The organism is Paraburkholderia aromaticivorans (genome assembly GCF_002278075.1).
Classification (GTDB): domain Bacteria; phylum Pseudomonadota; class Gammaproteobacteria; order Burkholderiales; family Burkholderiaceae; genus Paraburkholderia; species Paraburkholderia aromaticivorans.
The window spans coordinates 762,290-780,027 of record NZ_CP022989.1; the positions used below are offsets into that span (position 1 = coordinate 762,290).

At 63.3% G+C, this 17,738-nt stretch carries 18 protein-coding genes and 1 tRNA gene; 14 read left to right on the top strand and 5 right to left on the bottom strand.

The features are described 5' to 3' along the window. Positions 1-97: 97 nt before the first annotated feature. From hprK to CJU94_RS03325, 3 genes are all read left to right on the top strand, one after another. Positions 98-1,066 (top strand): HPr(Ser) kinase/phosphatase, encoded by a 969-nt coding sequence (gene hprK, locus CJU94_RS03315; RefSeq protein ID WP_007179412.1) that lies wholly within the window; start codon positions 98-100, stop codon positions 1,064-1,066. A gap of 96 nt (positions 1,067-1,162) precedes the next feature. Beyond that, positions 1,163-2,056, top strand: coding sequence for an RNase adapter RapZ (gene rapZ / locus CJU94_RS03320; protein ID WP_095417545.1), 894 nt, complete (start codon positions 1,163-1,165; stop codon positions 2,054-2,056). Positions 2,057-2,095: 39 nt separating this feature from the next. Further along, complete coding sequence (locus tag CJU94_RS03325; RefSeq protein WP_095417546.1) at positions 2,096-2,731, top strand: LON peptidase substrate-binding domain-containing protein; 636 nt, start codon at positions 2,096-2,098, stop codon at positions 2,729-2,731. Between the two features lie 26 nt (positions 2,732-2,757). Here CJU94_RS03325 and mutY read toward each other — a convergent pair whose 3' ends face one another. Further along, positions 2,758-3,885, bottom strand: a complete 1,128-nt coding sequence (mutY, locus tag CJU94_RS03330) for an A/G-specific adenine glycosylase (protein WP_208645343.1) — start codon at positions 3,883-3,885, stop codon at positions 2,758-2,760. A 7-nt stretch (positions 3,886-3,892) separates the two neighbouring features. Then, positions 3,893-4,723 carry a bifunctional DNA-formamidopyrimidine glycosylase/DNA-(apurinic or apyrimidinic site) lyase gene (gene mutM / locus CJU94_RS03335; RefSeq protein ID WP_095417548.1) on the bottom strand — a complete coding sequence of 277 codons (831 nt, stop codon included), beginning with the start codon at positions 4,721-4,723 and terminating at the stop codon, positions 3,893-3,895. Between the two features lie 87 nt (positions 4,724-4,810). On the opposite strand from mutM, the gene CJU94_RS03340 reads away from it, so the two are divergent. The 8 genes from CJU94_RS03340 to hisC all read left to right on the top strand — a co-directional run bounded on the left by CJU94_RS03340 (position 4,811) and on the right by hisC (position 12,081). Continuing rightward, positions 4,811-6,652: a tetratricopeptide repeat protein gene (locus tag CJU94_RS03340; RefSeq protein ID WP_095417549.1), complete on the top strand. Its 1,842-nt coding sequence runs from the start codon at positions 4,811-4,813 to the stop codon at positions 6,650-6,652. Further along, positions 6,652-7,284, top strand: coding sequence for a lipoprotein insertase outer membrane protein LolB (gene lolB / locus CJU94_RS03345; protein ID WP_095417550.1), 633 nt, complete (start codon positions 6,652-6,654; stop codon positions 7,282-7,284). Before CJU94_RS03340 ends, lolB begins: the two co-directional genes overlap by 1 nt. 80 nt (positions 7,285-7,364) lie before the next feature. After that, on the top strand, positions 7,365-8,246 hold the full coding sequence (ispE, locus tag CJU94_RS03350; protein WP_095417551.1) for a 4-(cytidine 5'-diphospho)-2-C-methyl-D-erythritol kinase: 882 nt from the start codon (positions 7,365-7,367) through the stop codon (positions 8,244-8,246). Between the two features lie 52 nt (positions 8,247-8,298). Beyond that, a tRNA-Gln gene (locus CJU94_RS03355) sits at positions 8,299-8,375 on the top strand. A 47-nt stretch (positions 8,376-8,422) separates the two neighbouring features. Then, a complete protein-coding gene (locus CJU94_RS03360; protein WP_006048037.1) occupies positions 8,423-9,379 on the top strand; it encodes a ribose-phosphate pyrophosphokinase in 957 nt (318 codons plus the stop codon). Positions 9,380-9,542: 163 nt separating this feature from the next. Further along, the gene (locus CJU94_RS03365; protein ID WP_095417552.1) at positions 9,543-10,160 is read left to right on the top strand and encodes a 50S ribosomal protein L25/general stress protein Ctc; all 618 of its coding nucleotides are present in this window, start codon (positions 9,543-9,545) and stop codon (positions 10,158-10,160) included. A gap of 150 nt (positions 10,161-10,310) precedes the next feature. Beyond that, positions 10,311-10,913 carry an aminoacyl-tRNA hydrolase gene (gene pth, locus CJU94_RS03370; RefSeq protein WP_091796808.1) on the top strand — a complete coding sequence of 201 codons (603 nt, stop codon included), beginning with the start codon at positions 10,311-10,313 and terminating at the stop codon, positions 10,911-10,913. An 88-nt stretch (positions 10,914-11,001) separates the two neighbouring features. Continuing rightward, the gene (gene hisC, locus CJU94_RS03375; RefSeq protein ID WP_095417553.1) at positions 11,002-12,081 is read left to right on the top strand and encodes a histidinol-phosphate transaminase; all 1,080 of its coding nucleotides are present in this window, start codon (positions 11,002-11,004) and stop codon (positions 12,079-12,081) included. Positions 12,082-12,160: 79 nt separating this feature from the next. On the opposite strand, the gene CJU94_RS03380 is transcribed toward hisC, so the two are convergent. The 3 genes from CJU94_RS03380 to rsmD all read right to left on the bottom strand — a co-directional run bounded on the left by CJU94_RS03380 (position 12,161) and on the right by rsmD (position 13,723). Further along, complete coding sequence (locus CJU94_RS03380; protein ID WP_095417554.1) at positions 12,161-12,418, bottom strand: YfhL family 4Fe-4S dicluster ferredoxin; 258 nt, start codon at positions 12,416-12,418, stop codon at positions 12,161-12,163. Between the two features lie 63 nt (positions 12,419-12,481). Then, complete coding sequence (gene coaD / locus CJU94_RS03385) at positions 12,482-12,997, bottom strand: pantetheine-phosphate adenylyltransferase (protein ID WP_007179424.1); 516 nt, start codon at positions 12,995-12,997, stop codon at positions 12,482-12,484. 111 nt (positions 12,998-13,108) lie between these two features. Continuing rightward, on the bottom strand, positions 13,109-13,723 hold the full coding sequence (gene rsmD, locus CJU94_RS03390; RefSeq protein WP_095420205.1) for a 16S rRNA (guanine(966)-N(2))-methyltransferase RsmD: 615 nt from the start codon (positions 13,721-13,723) through the stop codon (positions 13,109-13,111). 240 nt (positions 13,724-13,963) lie between these two features. Between rsmD and ftsY the strand changes: the two genes are divergently transcribed. The 3 genes from ftsY to CJU94_RS03405 all read left to right on the top strand — a co-directional run bounded on the left by ftsY (position 13,964) and on the right by CJU94_RS03405 (position 17,706). Beyond that, the gene (gene ftsY, locus CJU94_RS03395; protein ID WP_095417555.1) at positions 13,964-15,130 is read left to right on the top strand and encodes a signal recognition particle-docking protein FtsY; all 1,167 of its coding nucleotides are present in this window, start codon (positions 13,964-13,966) and stop codon (positions 15,128-15,130) included. Between the two features lie 243 nt (positions 15,131-15,373). Beyond that, a complete protein-coding gene (locus CJU94_RS03400) occupies positions 15,374-16,573 on the top strand; it encodes a tyrosine-type recombinase/integrase (protein ID WP_003056225.1) in 1,200 nt (399 codons plus the stop codon). Next, a complete protein-coding gene (locus CJU94_RS03405) occupies positions 16,570-17,706 on the top strand; it encodes a PDDEXK nuclease domain-containing protein (RefSeq protein ID WP_003056224.1) in 1,137 nt (378 codons plus the stop codon). The genes CJU94_RS03400 and CJU94_RS03405 overlap by 4 nt, the downstream gene beginning before the upstream one ends. Positions 17,707-17,738 lie beyond the last annotated feature (32 nt).

Here is a 17,738-nt window from a genome sequence, read left to right on the forward strand (position 1 = left end):
CTGCCCGTATGCGGATACAGTCCGGCAAGGCAAGCGGCGCGCGCTAGCGTGGCCGTCGCTTTGCCCGGCAAGCGGCCCACACTGGAGTCACTGACTCATGGATACGTCCAGCATCAACGCCCAGAGCATTTTCGACGATAACGCCGCCACGCTGAAGCTCAGCTGGTTGACGGGGCATGAAGGCTGGGAGCGCGGCTTTTCTTCGGAATCGGTCGCCAATGCCACGTCGAGCGCCGATCTCGTCGGCCACTTGAACCTGATCCACCCGAACCGGATCCAGGTGCTCGGCGACGCCGAAATCGACTACTACAAGCGCCAAACCGACGAAGACCGCTCGCGCCACATGGCCGAGCTGATTGCGTTGGAACCACCTTTTCTGGTGGTAGCGGGCGGCGTCGCCGCGCCGCCGGAACTGGTCCTGCGCTGCACGCGCTCATCCACGCCGCTATTCACCACGCCGATGTCCGCCGCCGCGGTGATCGACAGCCTGCGCCTTTACATGTCGCGCATTCTCGCGCCACGCGCCACGTTGCACGGCGTGTTTCTCGACATCCTCGGCATGGGCGTGCTGCTCACCGGCGACTCGGGCCTCGGCAAGAGCGAACTCGGCCTGGAACTGATCAGTCGCGGCCACGGCCTCGTTGCCGACGACGCGGTCGACTTCGTGCGTCTCGGTCCTGACTTCGTCGAAGGGCGTTGCCCGCCGCTGCTGCAAAACCTGCTGGAAGTGCGCGGCCTCGGGCTGCTCGACATCAAGACGATTTTCGGTGAAACCGCGGTGCGCCGGAAAATGAAGCTCAAGCTGATCGTGCAACTGGTCCGCCGTCCCGATGGCGAATTCCAGCGGCTGCCGCTGGAGAGTCAGACCGTGGACGTGCTCGGCCTGCCGATCAGCAAAGTCACGATCCAGGTGGCTGCCGGCCGAAACCTTGCCGTGCTGGTCGAAGCCGCGGTGCGCAACACGATCCTGCAGCTGCGCGGCATCGACACGCTGCGCGACTTCATGGATCGCCAGCGCCTCGCGATGCAGGACCCCGACAGCCAGTTTCCCGGCAAACTGATCTGAGTCCGCAAGGCCATGCGGTGACCGCGGCCAGTCCCGGGTACGGGTACGCGCATGGGGACCAGATGCTATGATGAAACGTACGGTTCCGACGACTCCATGCGCATAATCCTGATCACCGGTATATCCGGCTCCGGCAAGTCAGTTGCCCTGAACGCGCTTGAAGACGCAGGCTACTACTGCGTCGACAACCTGCCGCCGCGTTTCCTGCCGCAACTGGCTTCCTATCTCGCCGAAGACGGGCAAGACCACCTTGCCGTCGCGATCGACGCGCGCTCGAGCGCCTCGCTCGACGAAATGCCCGCCATGATTCGCGACCTCTCGCGTGCCCACGACGTGCGGGTGCTATTCCTGAACGCGAGCACCCAGTCGCTGATTCAACGCTTCTCCGAAACGCGCCGCCGCCATCCGCTGTCCGGTTCCACCGCGCGCGACGCGGACGTCGGCCTGCTCACCTCGCTCGCCGAGGCGATCGAACGCGAGCGCGAACTCGTGGCGGGGCTGGCAGAGTTCGGCCATCAGATCGACACCAGCAATCTGCGCGCGAACGTGTTGCGCGCGTGGGTCAAACGCTTTATCGAGCAGAAGGATTCGGGCCTCGTGCTGATGTTCGAGTCGTTCGGCTTCAAGCGCGGTGTGCCGCTCGACGCCGATTTCGTCTTCGACGTGCGCACCTTGCCGAACCCGTACTACGATCACGAATTGCGGCCGCTCACGGGCCTCGACCAACCGGTGATCGATTTTCTCGATGCGCTGCCGGTCGTGCATGAAATGATCGACGATATCGAGAAATTTCTCGCCAAGTGGCTGCCGCATTTCCGCGACGACAACCGCAGTTATCTCACGGTCGCCATTGGTTGCACGGGCGGCCAGCACCGCTCGGTGTTCATTGCGGAGACGCTTGCCGCGCGTCTCGCGTCGTCAGCGAATGTCATTGTGCGGCACCGCGATGCGCCGGTCGAAGCCGGCGAATCGTCGAAGTTAGTGGCTTAACCGGCCGCATCGCGCGGCCTCAACTCGAAGCGTTGCGCCATGTCCTCTACTTCTACTGTGCTTGCCGATGTGCCGCTGTTTCCGCTGCATACGGTGCTGTTTCCCGACGGACTGCTGCCGCTGAAGATTTTTGAAGCGCGCTACCTCGACATGGCGCGCGACTGTCTGCGCGAAAAAACGCCGTTCGGCGTGTGTCTGCTGAAAAGCGGCGCCGAAGTCGCACGCGAAGAAGAGCCTTCGGTACCCGAAGCAATCGGCTGTCTCGCCGAAATCGAAGAGTGCGATGTCGAAGCCTTCGGCATGTTGCTGATTCGCGCACGCGGCACGCGGCGCTTTCGCCTGCTGTCGCATCGCGTGGAGACGAGTGGCCTGCTGGTCGGCATGGCGGAACCGCTCGGCGAAGACAGGCCGCTCGAAGGCAACGAGCAGTTGGCCAAGTTCGGCGCATGCGCGGAGGTGCTCGAACGGATCATCGCGACGATCCGCGAACGGGATCCGGAAAGTCTGCCGTTTGCGCAGCCGTTCAGGCTCGACGATCCGTCATGGGTGTCGAACCGGCTCGCCGAAGTGCTGCCGATCGCGCTGCGTGCGCGCCAGAAACTCATGGAATTGCAGGACGCCGGCGCGCGCATCGATGTGGTTCACCACTACATGCAGCAGCATCAATTGCTTTGACGGCGGCCGCGCTCCGGCCGGCTTGATCAGATCAGCGAACCCTGCAGACTGTCCAGCAGTTTGCGCACCGGCGCCGGCACGCCGAACGAATCGAGGTCGCTCAGCGCGACCCACGCGGTATCGCCGTCGGCGAGCGCGGCCAGCGCGCCCACGCCACGATCCAGTTGCGCGAGCCGCGGTTCGATATCCAGTTTGAAATGCGTGAACACGTGCGTGAGCGGCGCAAGCGGCGCGACCGCGCCGTCGCCGCCGAAGGCGCGTGCGCGCTCGGCGAGCGCGCTTTCGTCGGCGGCTTCGGGCAGGCTCCACAAGCCGCCCCAGATACCCGACGGCGGCCGCTTCTCCAGCATCACCGCATTGCCGTCACGCAGCACCAGCATCCATGTGCTGCGCGTCGGCACGGTCTTTTTCGGTCGCGCGGTGGGCAACAGGCGCTGACGTCCCGTCACGTTCGCTACGCAGTCGGCGGCGAACGGGCAGCGCAGGCAGTCGGGCTTGCCGCGCACGCACAAGGTCGCGCCGAGGTCCATCAAGCCTTGCGTGTACGCGCTGACTTCGGCGTCCGACGCGTTCGACGGCAACAGCGACTCCGCCAACGTCCACATTGCGTTTTCGACCTTCTTTTCGCCAGGGAAGCCTTCTACGCCGAACACGCGTGCGAGCACGCGCTTCACGTTGCCGTCGAGAATCGTCGCGCGCGCGCCGAACGCGAACGACGCGATCGCCGCCGCCGTCGAACGGCCAATACCCGGCAACTCCGCGAGCTCCTCGACCGATGCCGGAAACGCGCCGCCATGCTGCTCGACCACGACCTGCGCGCAGCGATGCAGATTGCGGGCACGCGTGTAGTAGCCGAGACCGGCCCACAGCGCCATGACGTCGTCCGACGGCGCGGCGGCGAGCGCGGCGACGCTCGGGAACCGGGCGAGGAACTTCGCGTAGTACGGAATCACCGTCGACACCTGCGTTTGCTGCAACATGATTTCCGACAGCCAGATGCGATACGGATCCCGTGTGTTCTGCCACGGCAAGTCATGCCGGCCATGCTGACGCTGCCACGCGATCAAACGCGTGGAAAAATCGGACATAACCGGAAAAACGGGCGCAGCAGGCGCTTCGGACGAGGTTGAACGCGGAGTTAAGCGAGAAGGCATGGAAGATCTAGCGCTGGCAGGTGGGACAGAAATACGTTGAACGCTGCCCCTGCACGATCTGTTTGATCGGCGTTCCACACACGCGGCATGGCAGCCCCGCGCGATCATAGACGAAATAGTCGAGCTGGAAGTAACCGCTTTCGCCATTGCTGCCGACAAAATCGCGCAGCGTGCTGCCGCCCTTCTCGATCGCCGCGGCGAGCGTCACCCGCACGGCGTCCGCGAGCAGATCGTAACGCACGAGCGAGACGCGCCCCGCTGCGGTGGTCGGCCGGATGCCGGCGCGAAACAGGCTCTCCGACGCATAGATATTGCCCACGCCCACGACGATGTCCCCCGCCAGCAACGCCTGCTTCACCGACACCTTGCGCCCGCGCGTGAGCCGGTGCATCAGCGCGCCGGAGAACGCGGGCGAAAACGGCTCGACGCCGAGCCCCGCGAGCAACGGATGCTCGAGCACGTCGCCGGCTTCGCGCGGGTGCCACAGCACCGCGCCGAAGCGCCGCGGATCGCGGTAGCGCAAAATGAACTCGTCGAAAATCCAGTCGACGTGGTCGTGTTTCGCCGCGGCCGGCGGATGCGGTACATGGCGCAACACCCGCAGCGTCCCGGTCATGCCAAGATGCACAATGAACCAGCCCGCGTCGATCTCGAACAACAGGTATTTGCCGCGCCGCTCGACCTTGCGCACCACGCTGCCGCGCAAGGTCTTCGCGAGATCCGCTGGAATCGGCCAGCGCAGCGCGGGCGTACGTACATCGACGCGTTCAACCTTGCGCCCGGACACATACGGTTCGATTCCCCGTCGGGTAACCTCAACTTCTGGCAACTCTGGCATGTCTAACTGGTGTGGAGCTTGCGTGAGTGGTTGTGCGCGTATTGTAGCGAGCGCGTTACAATCGTCCGAAACATTGAACGGATTTCCATGAACTTGTCCTTCGTGAAGCTGTTTTTGAAGCGCCCGGCTAGCGCATTGCGCGTACCGCACGCCGTGTCCGCTCGCCGGATGCTCGGCGCGGCGGTGCTCGCCGTCTGGGCGCTGGCCGCCGTGCCCGCGCACGCGCAGGTCCCCTCACCGGACCCGGATGACACCTCGGTCACCCTGCCGGACCCGCTCGGCCCGGCCTCCGCGGAGGACCAGAAGTCCCTGCCCGGTGTGCCGCTGACGAGCCAGATCGTATTCCAGGTGCTCGCGGCCGAAGTTGCGCTGCAGCGCGACCAGCCGGCGCCCGCCTATCAGACCTACCTCGCCCTTGCGCGCGACACGCACGATCCGCGCATGGCGCAACGCGCCACCGAGATCGCGCTGGCCGCGCAGAGCCCGTCGGACGCGTTGGCCGCCGCGCAATTGTGGCAGCAGTATGCGCCGAACTCGGAACGCGCCGCGCAACTCGACGCGTCGCTGCTCGTGCTGTCCGGCCGGCCCGACGACGCGGCGCAGATCCTCGCACGCGAACTCGCGAGGGTGCCCGCCGCCAACCGCGGCAGCGCGATTCTGGCGCTGCAGCTGCTGCTCTCGCGCGGCCCGAACCGGATCGGCGGCCTGCACGTGCTGCAGGACCTGCTCAAGAACGACATGAACCGGCCGGAAGCGCAGTTGGCCATCGCCCGCCAGCAGATCGTGTCGGACGACGCGCCGGGCGCGCGCAAGTCGCTCGAACAGGCGCTCACGCTCAAGCCCGACTATTTGCCGGCGGCGCTGATGCTGTCGCAAATGGGCCCGGAAGAGCGCAAGGAAGGGATTGCCTCGCTCGAAAAGTACGTGCAGCAAAATCCGAAATCGCATGACGCGCGTCTCGCGCTCGCCCAGATGTATCTCGCGAGCGACCGTCTGGACGACGCGCAGAAGCAGTTCGAGATCATGCATAAGAACAACGCGAACGACCTCACGCCGCTCATGGCGCTCGCGCTGATCAAGATCCAGCAGAAGAATTTCAACGACGCGCAGACGTATCTGACCAAGTACGCACAGCAAGCCGAAAAAACGCCGGGCGCCGATCCTGGCCAAGCGTATATCTACCTTGCTCAACTGTCGCTCGAACAGAAAAACGATGCGGCAGCGAGCGACTGGCTGAACAAGGTCTCGCCGTCGAGCCAGCAATTCGTGCCGGCGCAGATCACGCGCGCGCAATTGCTCGCCAAGCAAGGCAGGGCTGACGACGCGCGCAAGCTGCTGGCTAATCTGCAGGCGCCCGACCCGCGTGACCAGGCGCTGATCTCGCGCACGGACGCGGCGATCCTGTTCGACGCGAAACGCTACCCGGAGGCTGAAGCCCGCCTGCAGCAAGCCACGGCGCAGTTCCCCGACGACCCCGATCTGACCTACGACTACGCGATGTCCGCCGAAAAGACCGGCCATTACGACATCATGGAAGCGCAGTTGCGCAAGCTGATCCAGACGCAGCCCGACAATCCGCAAGCGTATAACGCGCTCGGCTACTCGCTGGCCGATCGCAATCAGCGTCTCGCCGAAGCGGACAAGCTGGTCGAGAAGGCATCCTCGTTGGCGCCAAACGACGCGTTCATCATGGATAGCGTGGGCTGGGTGAAGTACCGCATGGGCGACACGTCGGACGCGATCAAGCTGCTGCGCAAAGCCTACGACATGCAGCCGAACGCCGAAATCGGCGCGCACCTCGGCGAAGTGTTGTGGAAGACCGGCAATCAGGATCAGGCACGCGCTGCTTTCCGCGACGCCCGCAAGCTCGAACCGGACAACGACACGCTGGTCAAAACGCTCCAACGTCTTCAGGTGAACGATCTTTGATGCGTCTTTCCCGTCTGACTTCCTTTTCCCGAGCGTCGCGTGGCGCGGCGCTCGGATTCGCAGCGGCAGCGGCTGTCGCATTGGCCGGTTGTGCATCGGTGAAACCGCAGGGTCCGTCCACGTCGAATGCCGCGACCTCCGTCACCGCGCAGACGAGCCGCGCGTATCAGGGCCGTTTCGCGGTCCAGTACAACGATCAGAACGGCCAGCAACGCAACGCGTACGGCAACTTCAGCTGGCAGGAAACCGGCGACACCGTGACACTGGAGTTGCGCAATCCGCTCGGCCAGACGCTCGCGGTGGTGACATCCTCGTCGGCGTCGGCCACGCTGGAGTTGCCCAATCGCCAGCCGCTTACCGCGGATAACGTCTCCACGCTGATGCAGAATGCGCTTGGCTTCGTGCTGCCGGTCGAAGGGCTGCGCTATTGGCTGCAGCCGTCGCCGGCGCCCACTTCGCGCGCCAAAACCGAGAAGGATCCTGAGCAACCGTCGCGGCTGAAGGAGATCACGCAGGACGGCTGGACGATCGACTACCTGGCGTATGCCGACGCACCGGCCACCGGCGTGAAGCGCGTCAACCTGAGCCGTTCGGATCCGCCGCTCGACATCAAGCTCGTGCTGGATCAGTAACGCACGCCGGCTTTTGCACATCTTTTCACGCGCGCCCTTGCCGCTTTTTCGGCGCCATCTGGCGCATGTAGCTTCGACTCATGATTGAAACGACCGATTCGCTGCGCGACTGCCTCGCGCCAGCGAAACTCAACCTCTTCCTGCACATCACCGGCCGCCGGCCGGATGGCTATCACACGCTGCAAACGGTCTTCCAGTTGCTCGACTGGGGCGACACGCTGCACTTCACGCGACGCGACGACGGCCTCATCACGCGCCGCACGGAGATCGCCGATGTGCCGCCGGAACACGACCTGACCGTACGCGCCGCGACGCTGCTCAAGGCGCATACGGGTTCGCCTGAAGGCGTCGATATCGAAATCGACAAGCGCCTGCCGATGGGCGCAGGCCTCGGCGGCGGCAGCTCCGACGCGGCGACGACGTTGCTCGCGCTGAACCGTCTGTGGAAGCTCAACCTGCCTCGTCTTGAATTGCAGGCACTGGCGTTGAAACTCGGCGCGGACGTGCCATTTTTTGTTTTTGGAAAAAATGCGTTCGCCCAGGGTGTCGGAGAAGCTTTAGACGTTGTACAATTGCCGCCGCGCCATTTCCTAGTAGTGACGCCGAGGGTTCATGTTCCGACTGCAGCGATTTTTTCTGAAAAAGCGTTGACAAGAGATTCAAAACCCCTCACAATTATGGACTTTCCTGCAGAACTTAGCTGCAACACTGAATGGCCAGAAAGTTTCGGCCGGAATGACATGCAGCAGGTAGTCGTAGGGAAGTACGCGGAAGTAGCGCAAGTGCTGCGATGGTTTGAAAACGTCGCGCCAGCGCGGATGTCTGGATCAGGTGCAAGTGTCTTTGCAGCGTTCCGTAGTAAAGCTGAGGCAGAAGCGGTGCAAGCCAAACTGCCTGGCGAATGGAACAGTGCAGTGGCCGCCAGCCTCGATCAGCATCCACTCTTTACTTTCGCGTCATAAGTTTTGCATCGTCGAACGAAACTCCACGTTCGGCGGAGCTCAGAGTTAGTGTAGGGGAGTCGCCAAGCTGGTTAAGGCACCGGATTTTGATTCCGGCATGCAAAGGTTCGAATCCTTTCTCCCCTGCCAAAAATTCTCGCATTTCCCCTCGCCCCCCAGCCTGAAGTAGGTGCACGATGAGCAGCCATGACGGCCTGATGGTTTTTACTGGCAACGCAAATCCCGCGCTTGCACAGGAAGTCGTCAAAATCCTCGGTATTCCCCTCGGCAAAGCAATGGTTAGCCGTTTCTCGGACGGTGAAATCCAGGTCGAGATTCAGGAAAACGTGCGTGGCAAGGATGTCTTCGTCCTGCAGTCCACGTGCGCGCCGGCAAACGACAATCTGATGGAATTGATGATCATGGTCGATGCGCTCAAGCGCGCATCCGCTGGCCGGATCACCGCAGCCATCCCCTACTTCGGTTATGCCCGTCAAGATCGCCGCCCGCGTTCCGCGCGTGTGGCCATCTCGGCGAAGATCGTGGCGAACATGCTGGAAATCGCCGGCGTCGAGCGGATCATTACCATGGATCTGCACGCCGACCAGATTCAAGGCTTCTTCGACATTCCAGTCGACAATATCTACGCGACGCCCGTGCTGCTCGGCGATCTGCGCAAGCAGAACTACGAGAACCTGCTGGTCGTTTCGCCGGACGTCGGCGGCGTGGTGCGTGCCCGCGCATTGGCCAAGCAGTTGAATTGCGATCTTGCGATCATCGACAAACGCCGCCCGAAGGCGAACGTTGCCGAAGTAATGAACATTATCGGTGAAGTCGAAGGCCGTACCTGCGTGATCATGGACGACATGGTCGACACCGCCGGCACGCTCTGCAAGGCAGCACAAGTTTTGAAGGAACGTGGCGCGAAGCAGGTGTTCGCTTACGCTACGCACCCGGTCCTATCGGGCGGCGCAGGCGAGCGTATCGCGGCTTCCGCGCTCGACGAACTCGTTGTCACGGACACGATCCCGCTCGGAGAAGAAGCCCGCTCGTGCGCCAAGATCCGCTCGTTGACCAGCGCCGGCCTGCTTGCCGAAACGTTCTCGCGGATTCGCCGCGGCGATTCGGTGATGTCGCTGTTCGCCGAAAGTTAAGTATTTGCGAAGGCGCTGCGCGCCGCTCCGTGCGGCAGGCAGCGCTTTTGCACAATCGGCATGAACGAACGAAGGTTCGTGCCGCAGCTCTGGGGCCTCAGCCATTTGGCTTGGAGGCCCCGTTTTTACTGCCTGGTCGCGGGCAGTGCAATGGAGATTCAAAATGAAAGTAGTCGCTTTCGAGCGTTCTTTGCAAGGTACGGGTGCGAGCCGCCGCCTGCGTAACTCGGGCAAGACCCCGGGCATCGTATATGGCGCTGGTGCTGAAACGCAATTGGTCGAACTGGACCACAACGCGCTGTGGCACGCGCTGAAGAAAGAAGTTTTCCACTCGTCGATCCTCGATCTGGAAGTGGGCGGCAAGTCGCAACAGGTTCTGCTGCGCGACGTGCAATACCACCCGTTCCGTCAGCTCGTGCTGCACGTGGACTTCCAACGTGTCGACGCGAAGAAGAAGCTGCACACCAAGGTGCCGCTGCACTTCATGAACCAGGAATCCAACCCGGCAGTGAAGCTGTCGAGCGCGGTGATCTCGCACGTCATCAACGAAATCGAAATCGAGTGCCTGCCGTCGGCACTGCCGGAATTCCTCGAAGTTGATCTGGCGACCATCGAAGCGGGTCAATCGGTTCACGCCAAGGACATCAAGCTGCCGGCAGGTGTGTCGCTGGTTGCTCACGTCGAAGCAGAAAACCCGGTGGTCGCAGCTGCAACGATCCCGGCTGGCGCAATCGCTGAAGGCGAAGCCGCTGCTGCTGAAGGCGAAACGCCGGCTGCTTGAGCGCCATTCAGGCACCGAGCAAGTAATCCTCTCGATCCGTTTCAATGAAACGGTCGATGTGACCCGCCGAGGTTCGCCCCGGCGGGTTTTTTTTCGGTTTTTTTCGGCTCGGCGGCATTCGGCTGCTGAGCCAGATGGACCTACGCAATCATGATCAAGCTGATCGTCGGCCTCGGCAATCCGGGCGCCGAATACACCGCGACGCGTCACAACGCCGGCTTCTGGCTGGTCGATCAACTGGCGCGCGAAGCAGGCACGACGTTGCGCGACGAGCGGCGTTTCCACGGCTTCTACGCCAAGGCACGGCTTCACGGCGAGGAAGTGCACCTGCTGGAACCGCAAACGTATATGAACCGCTCGGGCCAATCTGTCGTGGCGGTCGCACAGTTCTTCAAGATTCTCCCCGACGAAATTCTGGTCGCGCACGACGAACTCGACATGCCGCCCGGCAGCGTCAAGCTGAAGCTCGGCGGTGGCAGCGGCGGCCACAACGGGCTCAAGGACATCACCGCGCATCTGTCGTCGCAACAGTACTGGCGGCTGCGGATCGGCATTGGCCATCCGCGGGACCTGATTCCGGAAAGCGCGCGCGCCGGCGCCAAGCCGGATGTCGCCAACTACGTGCTGAAACCGCCACGGCGCGAAGAGCAGGATGTGATCGATGCATCGATCGAGCGTGCGCTCGCCGTGATGCCGCAAATCATCAAGGGCGAACTTGAACGCGCGATGATGCAGTTGCATCGCAATCCCTAGACTGGCCCGGTGGCACAGGTCGCCGCACAACCCTTGAGCGCAACTGCCTTGCGTGGGATTAGAGTGGGTGCTTTGCATGGAGAATCGCTTGAGCCGCTATTGGAGTGACATCGTTCACCGTTTAACGCCGTATGTGCCGGGCGAGCAGCCCGTGGTTGCGCATCCGGTGAAGCTGAACACCAACGAGAATCCCTATCCGCCGTCGCCCCGCGTGCTCGCGGCAATCCGGCAGGAACTCGGCGAGGCGGCGGAATCGCTGCGCCGCTATCCCGATCCAACGGCGCACAAGCTCCGCGAAACGGTTGCCACGTACCACGGCATCCGCGCCGACCAGGTCTTTGCGGGCAACGGCTCGGACGAAGTGCTCGCACTCACGTTCCAGGCGCTGCTCAAGCACGACAAACCTTTGCTGTTTCCGGACGTCACCTACAGCTTCTATCCGACGTATGCGCGGCTTTTCGAAGTCGACTACCGCACCATTCCGCTCGACGAGAGCTTCGCAATCAACGTCGACGACTATATGACGCCGAATGGCGGCATTCTGTTTCCAAACCCGAACGCGCCAACCGGCCGGCCGCTGCCGCTCGCCGATATCGAGCGCCTCGTGGCGAGCAATCCGGATTCCGTGGTGGTGATCGACGAGGCTTACGTGGATTTCGGCGCTCAATCGGCGATCGGTCTGATCGACCGTTATCCGAATCTGCTGGTCGTACAGACCGTATCGAAGTCGCGTTCGCTGGCCGGGATGCGCGTCGGCTTTGCGTTCGGCGATCCGGAGTTGATCGCCGCGCTGAACCGCGTGAAGGACAGTTTCAACTCCTACCCGTTAGACCGCCTCGCGCAGGCCGCGGCCGCCGCAGCGTACGAGGACGACGCGTGGTTTCGCGGCACCTGCGCCAAGGTCGTCGCAAGCCGTGAGCGACTGGCCGCGGGGTTGAGGGCATTGGGTTTCGAGGTGGTGCCGTCGGCTGCGAATCTGCTGTTCGCACGCCACGAAGGCTACGACGCCGCAACGCTCGCTTTACGGCTAAGGGAAAAGGAGATTTTCGTGCGCCATTTCAAGGCTCCGCGAATCGATCAACATCTGCGGATTTCGGTCGGCACCGACGCCGAATGTGACATTCTGCTGGGCGCGTTGCGCGACATTTTCGACGCGTACGTCGGATAAAGCGGCGCACAGCGCAAAAGCGACGCGGCAAAAAAAACGGCGAGACCAAAAGGTCTCGCCGTTTTTTTAACTTTGTTTCTCACTCGCCCTTCGCGGCCTGCAGCGCGTGATACTTCGCCATCAATTCGCCGGGCGTCTCCATGTGCTCCGGATCGCGCGGAATACACTCCACCGGGCAGACCTGGATACACTGCGGTTCGTCGAAATGCCCAACGCACTCGGTACATTTCTTCGGGTCGATCACATAGATTTCCGGGCCCATCGAAATTGCGTCGTTCGGGCACTCGGGCTCGCATACGTCGCAGTTGATGCACTCGTCGGTAATCATCAAGGCCATACTTCTCTCACTTCACGCCGGCCGCAGCCGGCTTTGATCCGTCAAACCGACAGTTTACGCCGGTTACGGCTGCGCCGCCGAAGCGCCGTTGGCCGGGTCCAGGGCGGCGACCTTCTCTTTCAGCCATTGCTCGACCGATGGGAACACGAACTTGCTGACATCGCCGCCCAGTTGAGCAATTTCACGCACGATCGTGCCCGAAATGAACTGGTATTGGTCGGACGGCGTCATGAACATGGTTTCGACATCGGGCAGCAAATAGCGATTCATGCCGGCCATCTGGAACTCATATTCGAAGTCCGACACAGCCCGCAGGCCACGCACGATCACCCGCGCGTTATTGCTGCGCACGAAATCTTTCAGCAGCCCCTTGAAGCTCATGACCTGAACGTTCGGGTAGTGCCCGAGCACTTCGTGAGCGATGTCGAGGCGCTCTTCGAGCGTGAAAAATGGTTTCTTGTTGCGGCTGTCGGCAACGCCGACCACCAGCGTGTCGAAAATGCTCGACGCGCGCCGAACGAGGTCTTCGTGACCGCGCGTCAGCGGATCGAACGTGCCCGGGTACACGGCGACTACCATGAGACTTCTCCTCTCTTCAGACAAAGGGCACGTCAAAGCGTCCACGCGACGCATTTGGCACCGACCGCGCACGTGACGGCAAACCGCCCGGCGCTTGTTTTGGAACGCGCATTATTCCTTATTTTCGCGCTGCAGCAAATGAAAGCGGACAGCGCCTGCTTTGCCTTGCCGCACGATTTCCCAGCCGGCGAGCGTCTCGTTGCCCTCGAGTTCGAGCGCCTCCCCCGCTTCCACGTACAGAAAGCCGTCGGCGCTCACCAGCGGCACCGCCAGCGCGAGCGCTTTGCCGAGCAGATCAGCGCCGAACGGCGGGTCGAGAAACACCACGTCGAACGATCCGGGCGCGAGACTCGCGGCAAGGCGCAAACCGTCGGCCTCAGCGATTTCGATTGTGCGCGCCGACAGGCGTTCCTGGTTGGCGCGCAATTGGCCCGCGGCCCGCGCATTTCGCTCCACCATCAATACCCGGGCGGCGCCGCGCGATGCCGCCTCGAAACCCAGCGCGCCGCTGCCGGCGAACAGATCGAGGCAGCGCTGGCCCTGCAGATCCTGGCCGAGCCAGTTGAACAGCGTCTCGCGCACGCGATCGGGCGTGGGGCGCAAACCGTCGAGATCGAGCACGGGCAAAGGCGTGCGCTTCCAGTCGCCGCCGATGATACGGATGGCGTGCGGCTTGCCGCCTTTGGACGAAGCGCCATGGGCGCGCGAAGGTGCGGAACGGGGCATGCGGTTTCGATGACGTTTGAAGGCGCCCGCGACGTCGATACGTGAGGGCCGGAGCGCCAACGTTACCACAGCGACGCCGCGCGTCCAGCCTGGCCGTTCGGCCGATACGACGGGCAGCGGCGCGCCTGATAAAATGTGCGGCTTCCAGCGCCTTGCATCCCGCATCGCAACGCTGCCTGCCGCTCCCGCCGGTTTCGTGCCGGCCGCGCGCATCGGCGCGCGCTCTCACCACGCCAGATCATGTTCAGCTTTTTCAAACGATTCAAGGGTTCGAAAGAGTCCGATAACGCGCCTGAAGAGTCGCAAACAGCGCCCGAAGGCTCGACACCCGAAGCCGCCGTGCAGGCGCCCGCGCCAGTCGCGCCGGCTACCTTGCGCCCGGCGGCTGCGCCGGCTCGCGTCGAGACACCGGCTGCGGCCGCTCCGTCGGCAATCTTGCCCGAGCCGGAAGAATCCGCGCCCGAAACCGTCGAAATCGTTCCGCCGCCGCTGCCGGACGCCGGTGCAAAGCGCTCGTGGCTGACGCGCCTGAAGACCGGCTTGTCGAAGACGAGTTCGAGCCTGACGGGCATCTTTGTCGGCACGAAGATCGACGAAGATCTGTACGAGGAACTCGAAACCGCGCTGCTGATGTCCGACGCGGGGGTCGACGCCACGGAATTCCTGCTCGAAGCGCTGCGCGAAAAAGTGCGCGCCGAGCGCCTCACCGAGCCGCAGCAGGTCAAGGCAGCGCTGCGCACACTGCTCATCGACCTGCTCAAGCCGCTGGAGAAATCGCTAATGCTCGGACGCGCGCAGCCGCTCGTGATGATGATCGCGGGCGTCAACGGCGCGGGCAAAACCACCAGCATCGGCAAGCTCGCCAAGCATTTGCAAAGTTTCGATCAGTCGGTGCTGCTGGCCGCGGGCGACACCTTCCGCGCCGCCGCGCGCGAGCAGTTGGCCATCTGGGGCCAGCGCAACAACGTGACCGTGGTGTCGCAGGAAAGCGGCGACCCGGCAGCCGTGATCTTCGACGCGGTCGGCGCCGCGCGTGCGCGCAAGATCGACGTGATGATGGCGGACACGGCCGGCCGTCTGCCGACCCAGTTGCATCTCATGGAAGAACTGCGCAAGGTGAAGCGCGTGATCGGCAAGGCGCAAAACGGCGCGCCGCACGAGGTGCTGCTGGTGATCGACGCCAACACCGGCCAGAACGCGCTCGCACAAGTAAAGGCTTTCGACGACGCGCTCGGCCTCACCGGTCTGATCGTCACCAAGCTCGACGGCACGGCGAAGGGCGGCATTCTGGCCGCCATCGCCCGGCAGCGTCCGATTCCGGTGTACTTCATCGGCGTCGGCGAAAAGGTCGAGGACTTGCAGCCGTTCAGCGCGGAAGAGTTTTCCGACGCGTTGCTCGGCGGTTAACGGTTACGGCGGCCGCGTCCGAAACAGCAAAAAGGGCACTCCCACGAAATGGAGTGCCCTTTTTTCATTTCACCATGACTCCAGCACCGAACTTTGCTGGACTACGCCGAAGCCCGATACAGCAGGTTTATCAATAACTTAGGCGAGTCCAACATATGCCGGTGCTTTCCGAAACCTGACCCGGCTTCCCCTCTGATGGCCCCTACATGGCTCTTGGGAATCGGGTCTTTCCGAGGAGTCATCGTGGCAAAACTCAAGCTCACCAAGTCCGCAGTCGATGCGGCACAACCCCAGGCGCAGGCCGTCGAACTCCGGGACACGCTGGTGCCCGGCTTCCTGTGCAAGGTTACACCAGCGGGCCGCAAGGTGTTCATGCTCCAGTACCGCACGAACGCTGGCGAGCGGCGCAAGCCCGCCCTGGGCCTGTACGGGGAACTGACCGTCGAGCAGGCCCGCTCGCTGGCCCAGGAATGGCTGGCCGAGGTGCGCCGGGGCGGCGACCCCAGCGCGGCCAAGGCCGCCGCCCGTTCAGCCCCCACGGTCAAGGAGCTGTGTACCAAGTTCATGGAGGATTACTCCAAGCAGCGCAACAAGCCCAGCACCCAGCGCGGGTATCAGGCCGTCATCGACCGCTGCATCGTTCCGATGCTGGGCCGTTTGAAGGTCCAGGACGTGAAGCGCCCGGACGTGGCCACGGCGATGAAGAAGATGGCGCACAAGCCGGCCGAGGCCAACCGTGCTTTCAGCGTGATGCGCAAGATGTTCAACCTGGCCGAGGTGTGGGGCCACCGGCCTGACGGCACCAACCCCTGCCGCCACGTCCCGATGTACCCCAACGGCAAGGCCACCCACCTCATCAGCGACGAGGACATGGGCAAGCTGTTTCGGCGACTGGAGCACATCGAAGCCGAGGGTCTGGAGAACTACGTCATCCCGCTGGCGATCCGCCTTCAATTCGAGTTCGCCGGCCGCCGCTCCGAAATCGTGACGCTCCGATGGGATTGGGTGGACCTGGACAACCGCCGCGTGGTCTGGCCGGACAGCAAGACGGGCGGCATGTCCAAGCCCATGAGCGAGGAAGCCTATCGACTGCTCTCGACGGCGCCACGGCAGGAAGGCACTCCCTATGTGCTGCCGTCTCCAAGCCATCCCGGCAAGCACCTGACCACGGGCGAGTATTACGGCGGCTGGAGCCGCGCCCTCAAGGCGGCGGGCGCCACGCACGTCGGCACGCATGGCATCCGCCACCGCTCCGCGACCGACATTGCCAACTCGGGCATCCCGGTCAAGGTCGGCATGGCGCTGACGGCGCACAAGACCGTGGCGATGTTCATGCGCTACGTCCACACCGAGGACGATCCGGTGCGCAAGGCGGCCGAGCTGGTGGCGAACCGGCGCAAGACGATCACCGAGGCGCAGCGGCCTGCGGAGGTGGCTGCATGACCAAGAAGGCGCCTGCGATGGCGGGAGTCGCACCCGCCGCCGTGCCTGCCGGCTACGCCGGCATCCACGGCGGCATCGTGGATCTGCTCGATGCCGCGCGCCAGACGGCAGCGCGCAGCGTCAATGCGCTGATGACGGCCAGCTACTGGGAGATTGGCCGCCGCATCGTGGAGGCCGAGCAACAGGGCAAGCGGCGCGCGGGTTATGGCGAGCAGTTGATCGAGCGGCTGGCAAGCGACCTCACCCAGCAGTTCGGCCGTGGCTTCAGCCGTCAGAACCTGCAGCAGATGCGGTCGTTTTTTCTGACCCGGCCAATTCGCCAGACAGTGTCTGGCGAATCTTCCCCGGAGCCAGTGCGGCCTTGGCGGCTGGACGAGCTGGCGCAGGTCTTCACGCTGCCGTGGTCGGCCTATGTGCGGCTGTTGTCGGTCAAGGACGAGCATGCGCGCCAGTTCTATGAAGCCGAGGCCTTGCGCGGCGGCTGGAGCGTGCGCCAGTTGGATCGGCAGATCGGCAGCCAGTTCTACGAGCGCACGGCGCTGTCGAAAAACAAGGCGGCGATGCTGGCCAAGGGCGCGGTGGCCAAGCCCGAAGATGCCGTCGCGCCCGGCGATGCCATCAAAGACCCCTATGTGCTGGAGTTCCTCGACCTCAAGGACGAGTATTCGGAGTCCGATCTGGAGGCCGCCTTGATCCGGCGGCTGGAAGACTTCCTGCTCGAATTGGGTGAAGGGTTCACCTTCATTGGACGGCAGCGGCGCTTGCGCATCGACCAGACCTGGTATCGGGTGGACTTGCTGCTGTTCCATCGCAAGTTACGCTGCCTGGTCATCATCGACCTGAAGCTGGGGAGTCTGACGCATGCGGACGTGGGCCAGATGCACATGTACTGCAACTATGCCAAGGAACACTGGGCCTATCCCGAGGAGAACCCGCCGGTGGGGCTGATTCTTTGTGCCGACAAGGGGCTCGCCCTGGCGCGGTATGCGCTGGAGGGCTTACCCACCAAGGTCATGGCGGCGAACTACCGGATGGTTCTGCCGGATACCGATGTGCTGCAAAAGGAACTGGAAAGCACGCGGCTCTTGCTGGAGTCTCGCGGAACGATTCGTCCCAAGACGTGGAAGCGGTAGACACACCTGCGGAGCTATACGCCTGTTTGGAG

Coding starts and splice junctions, on each gene's coding strand:
- rapZ (WP_095417545.1), top strand. CDS start 1,163: ATGCGCATAATCCTGATCACCGGTATATCCGGCTCCGGCAAGTCAGTT.
- coaD (WP_007179424.1), bottom strand. CDS start 12,997: ATGGTAGTCGCCGTGTACCCGGGCACGTTCGATCCGCTGACGCGCGGT.
- mutY (WP_208645343.1), bottom strand. CDS start 3,885: ATGCCTTCTCGCTTAACTCCGCGTTCAACCTCGTCCGAAGCGCCTGCT.
- lolB (WP_095417550.1), top strand. CDS start 6,652: ATGCGTCTTTCCCGTCTGACTTCCTTTTCCCGAGCGTCGCGTGGCGCG.
- pth (WP_091796808.1), top strand. CDS start 10,311: ATGATCAAGCTGATCGTCGGCCTCGGCAATCCGGGCGCCGAATACACC.
- CJU94_RS03380 (WP_095417554.1), bottom strand. CDS start 12,418: ATGGCCTTGATGATTACCGACGAGTGCATCAACTGCGACGTATGCGAG.
- CJU94_RS03360 (WP_006048037.1), top strand. CDS start 8,423: ATGAGCAGCCATGACGGCCTGATGGTTTTTACTGGCAACGCAAATCCC.
- mutM (WP_095417548.1), bottom strand. CDS start 4,723: ATGCCAGAGTTGCCAGAAGTTGAGGTTACCCGACGGGGAATCGAACCG.
- ftsY (WP_095417555.1), top strand. CDS start 13,964: ATGTTCAGCTTTTTCAAACGATTCAAGGGTTCGAAAGAGTCCGATAAC.
- CJU94_RS03325 (WP_095417546.1), top strand. CDS start 2,096: ATGTCCTCTACTTCTACTGTGCTTGCCGATGTGCCGCTGTTTCCGCTG.
- CJU94_RS03340 (WP_095417549.1), top strand. CDS start 4,811: ATGAACTTGTCCTTCGTGAAGCTGTTTTTGAAGCGCCCGGCTAGCGCA.
- ispE (WP_095417551.1), top strand. CDS start 7,365: ATGATTGAAACGACCGATTCGCTGCGCGACTGCCTCGCGCCAGCGAAA.
- CJU94_RS03365 (WP_095417552.1), top strand. CDS start 9,543: ATGAAAGTAGTCGCTTTCGAGCGTTCTTTGCAAGGTACGGGTGCGAGC.
- CJU94_RS03405 (WP_003056224.1), top strand. CDS start 16,570: ATGACCAAGAAGGCGCCTGCGATGGCGGGAGTCGCACCCGCCGCCGTG.
- rsmD (WP_095420205.1), bottom strand. CDS start 13,723: ATGCCCCGTTCCGCACCTTCGCGCGCCCATGGCGCTTCGTCCAAAGGC.
- hprK (WP_007179412.1), top strand. CDS start 98: ATGGATACGTCCAGCATCAACGCCCAGAGCATTTTCGACGATAACGCC.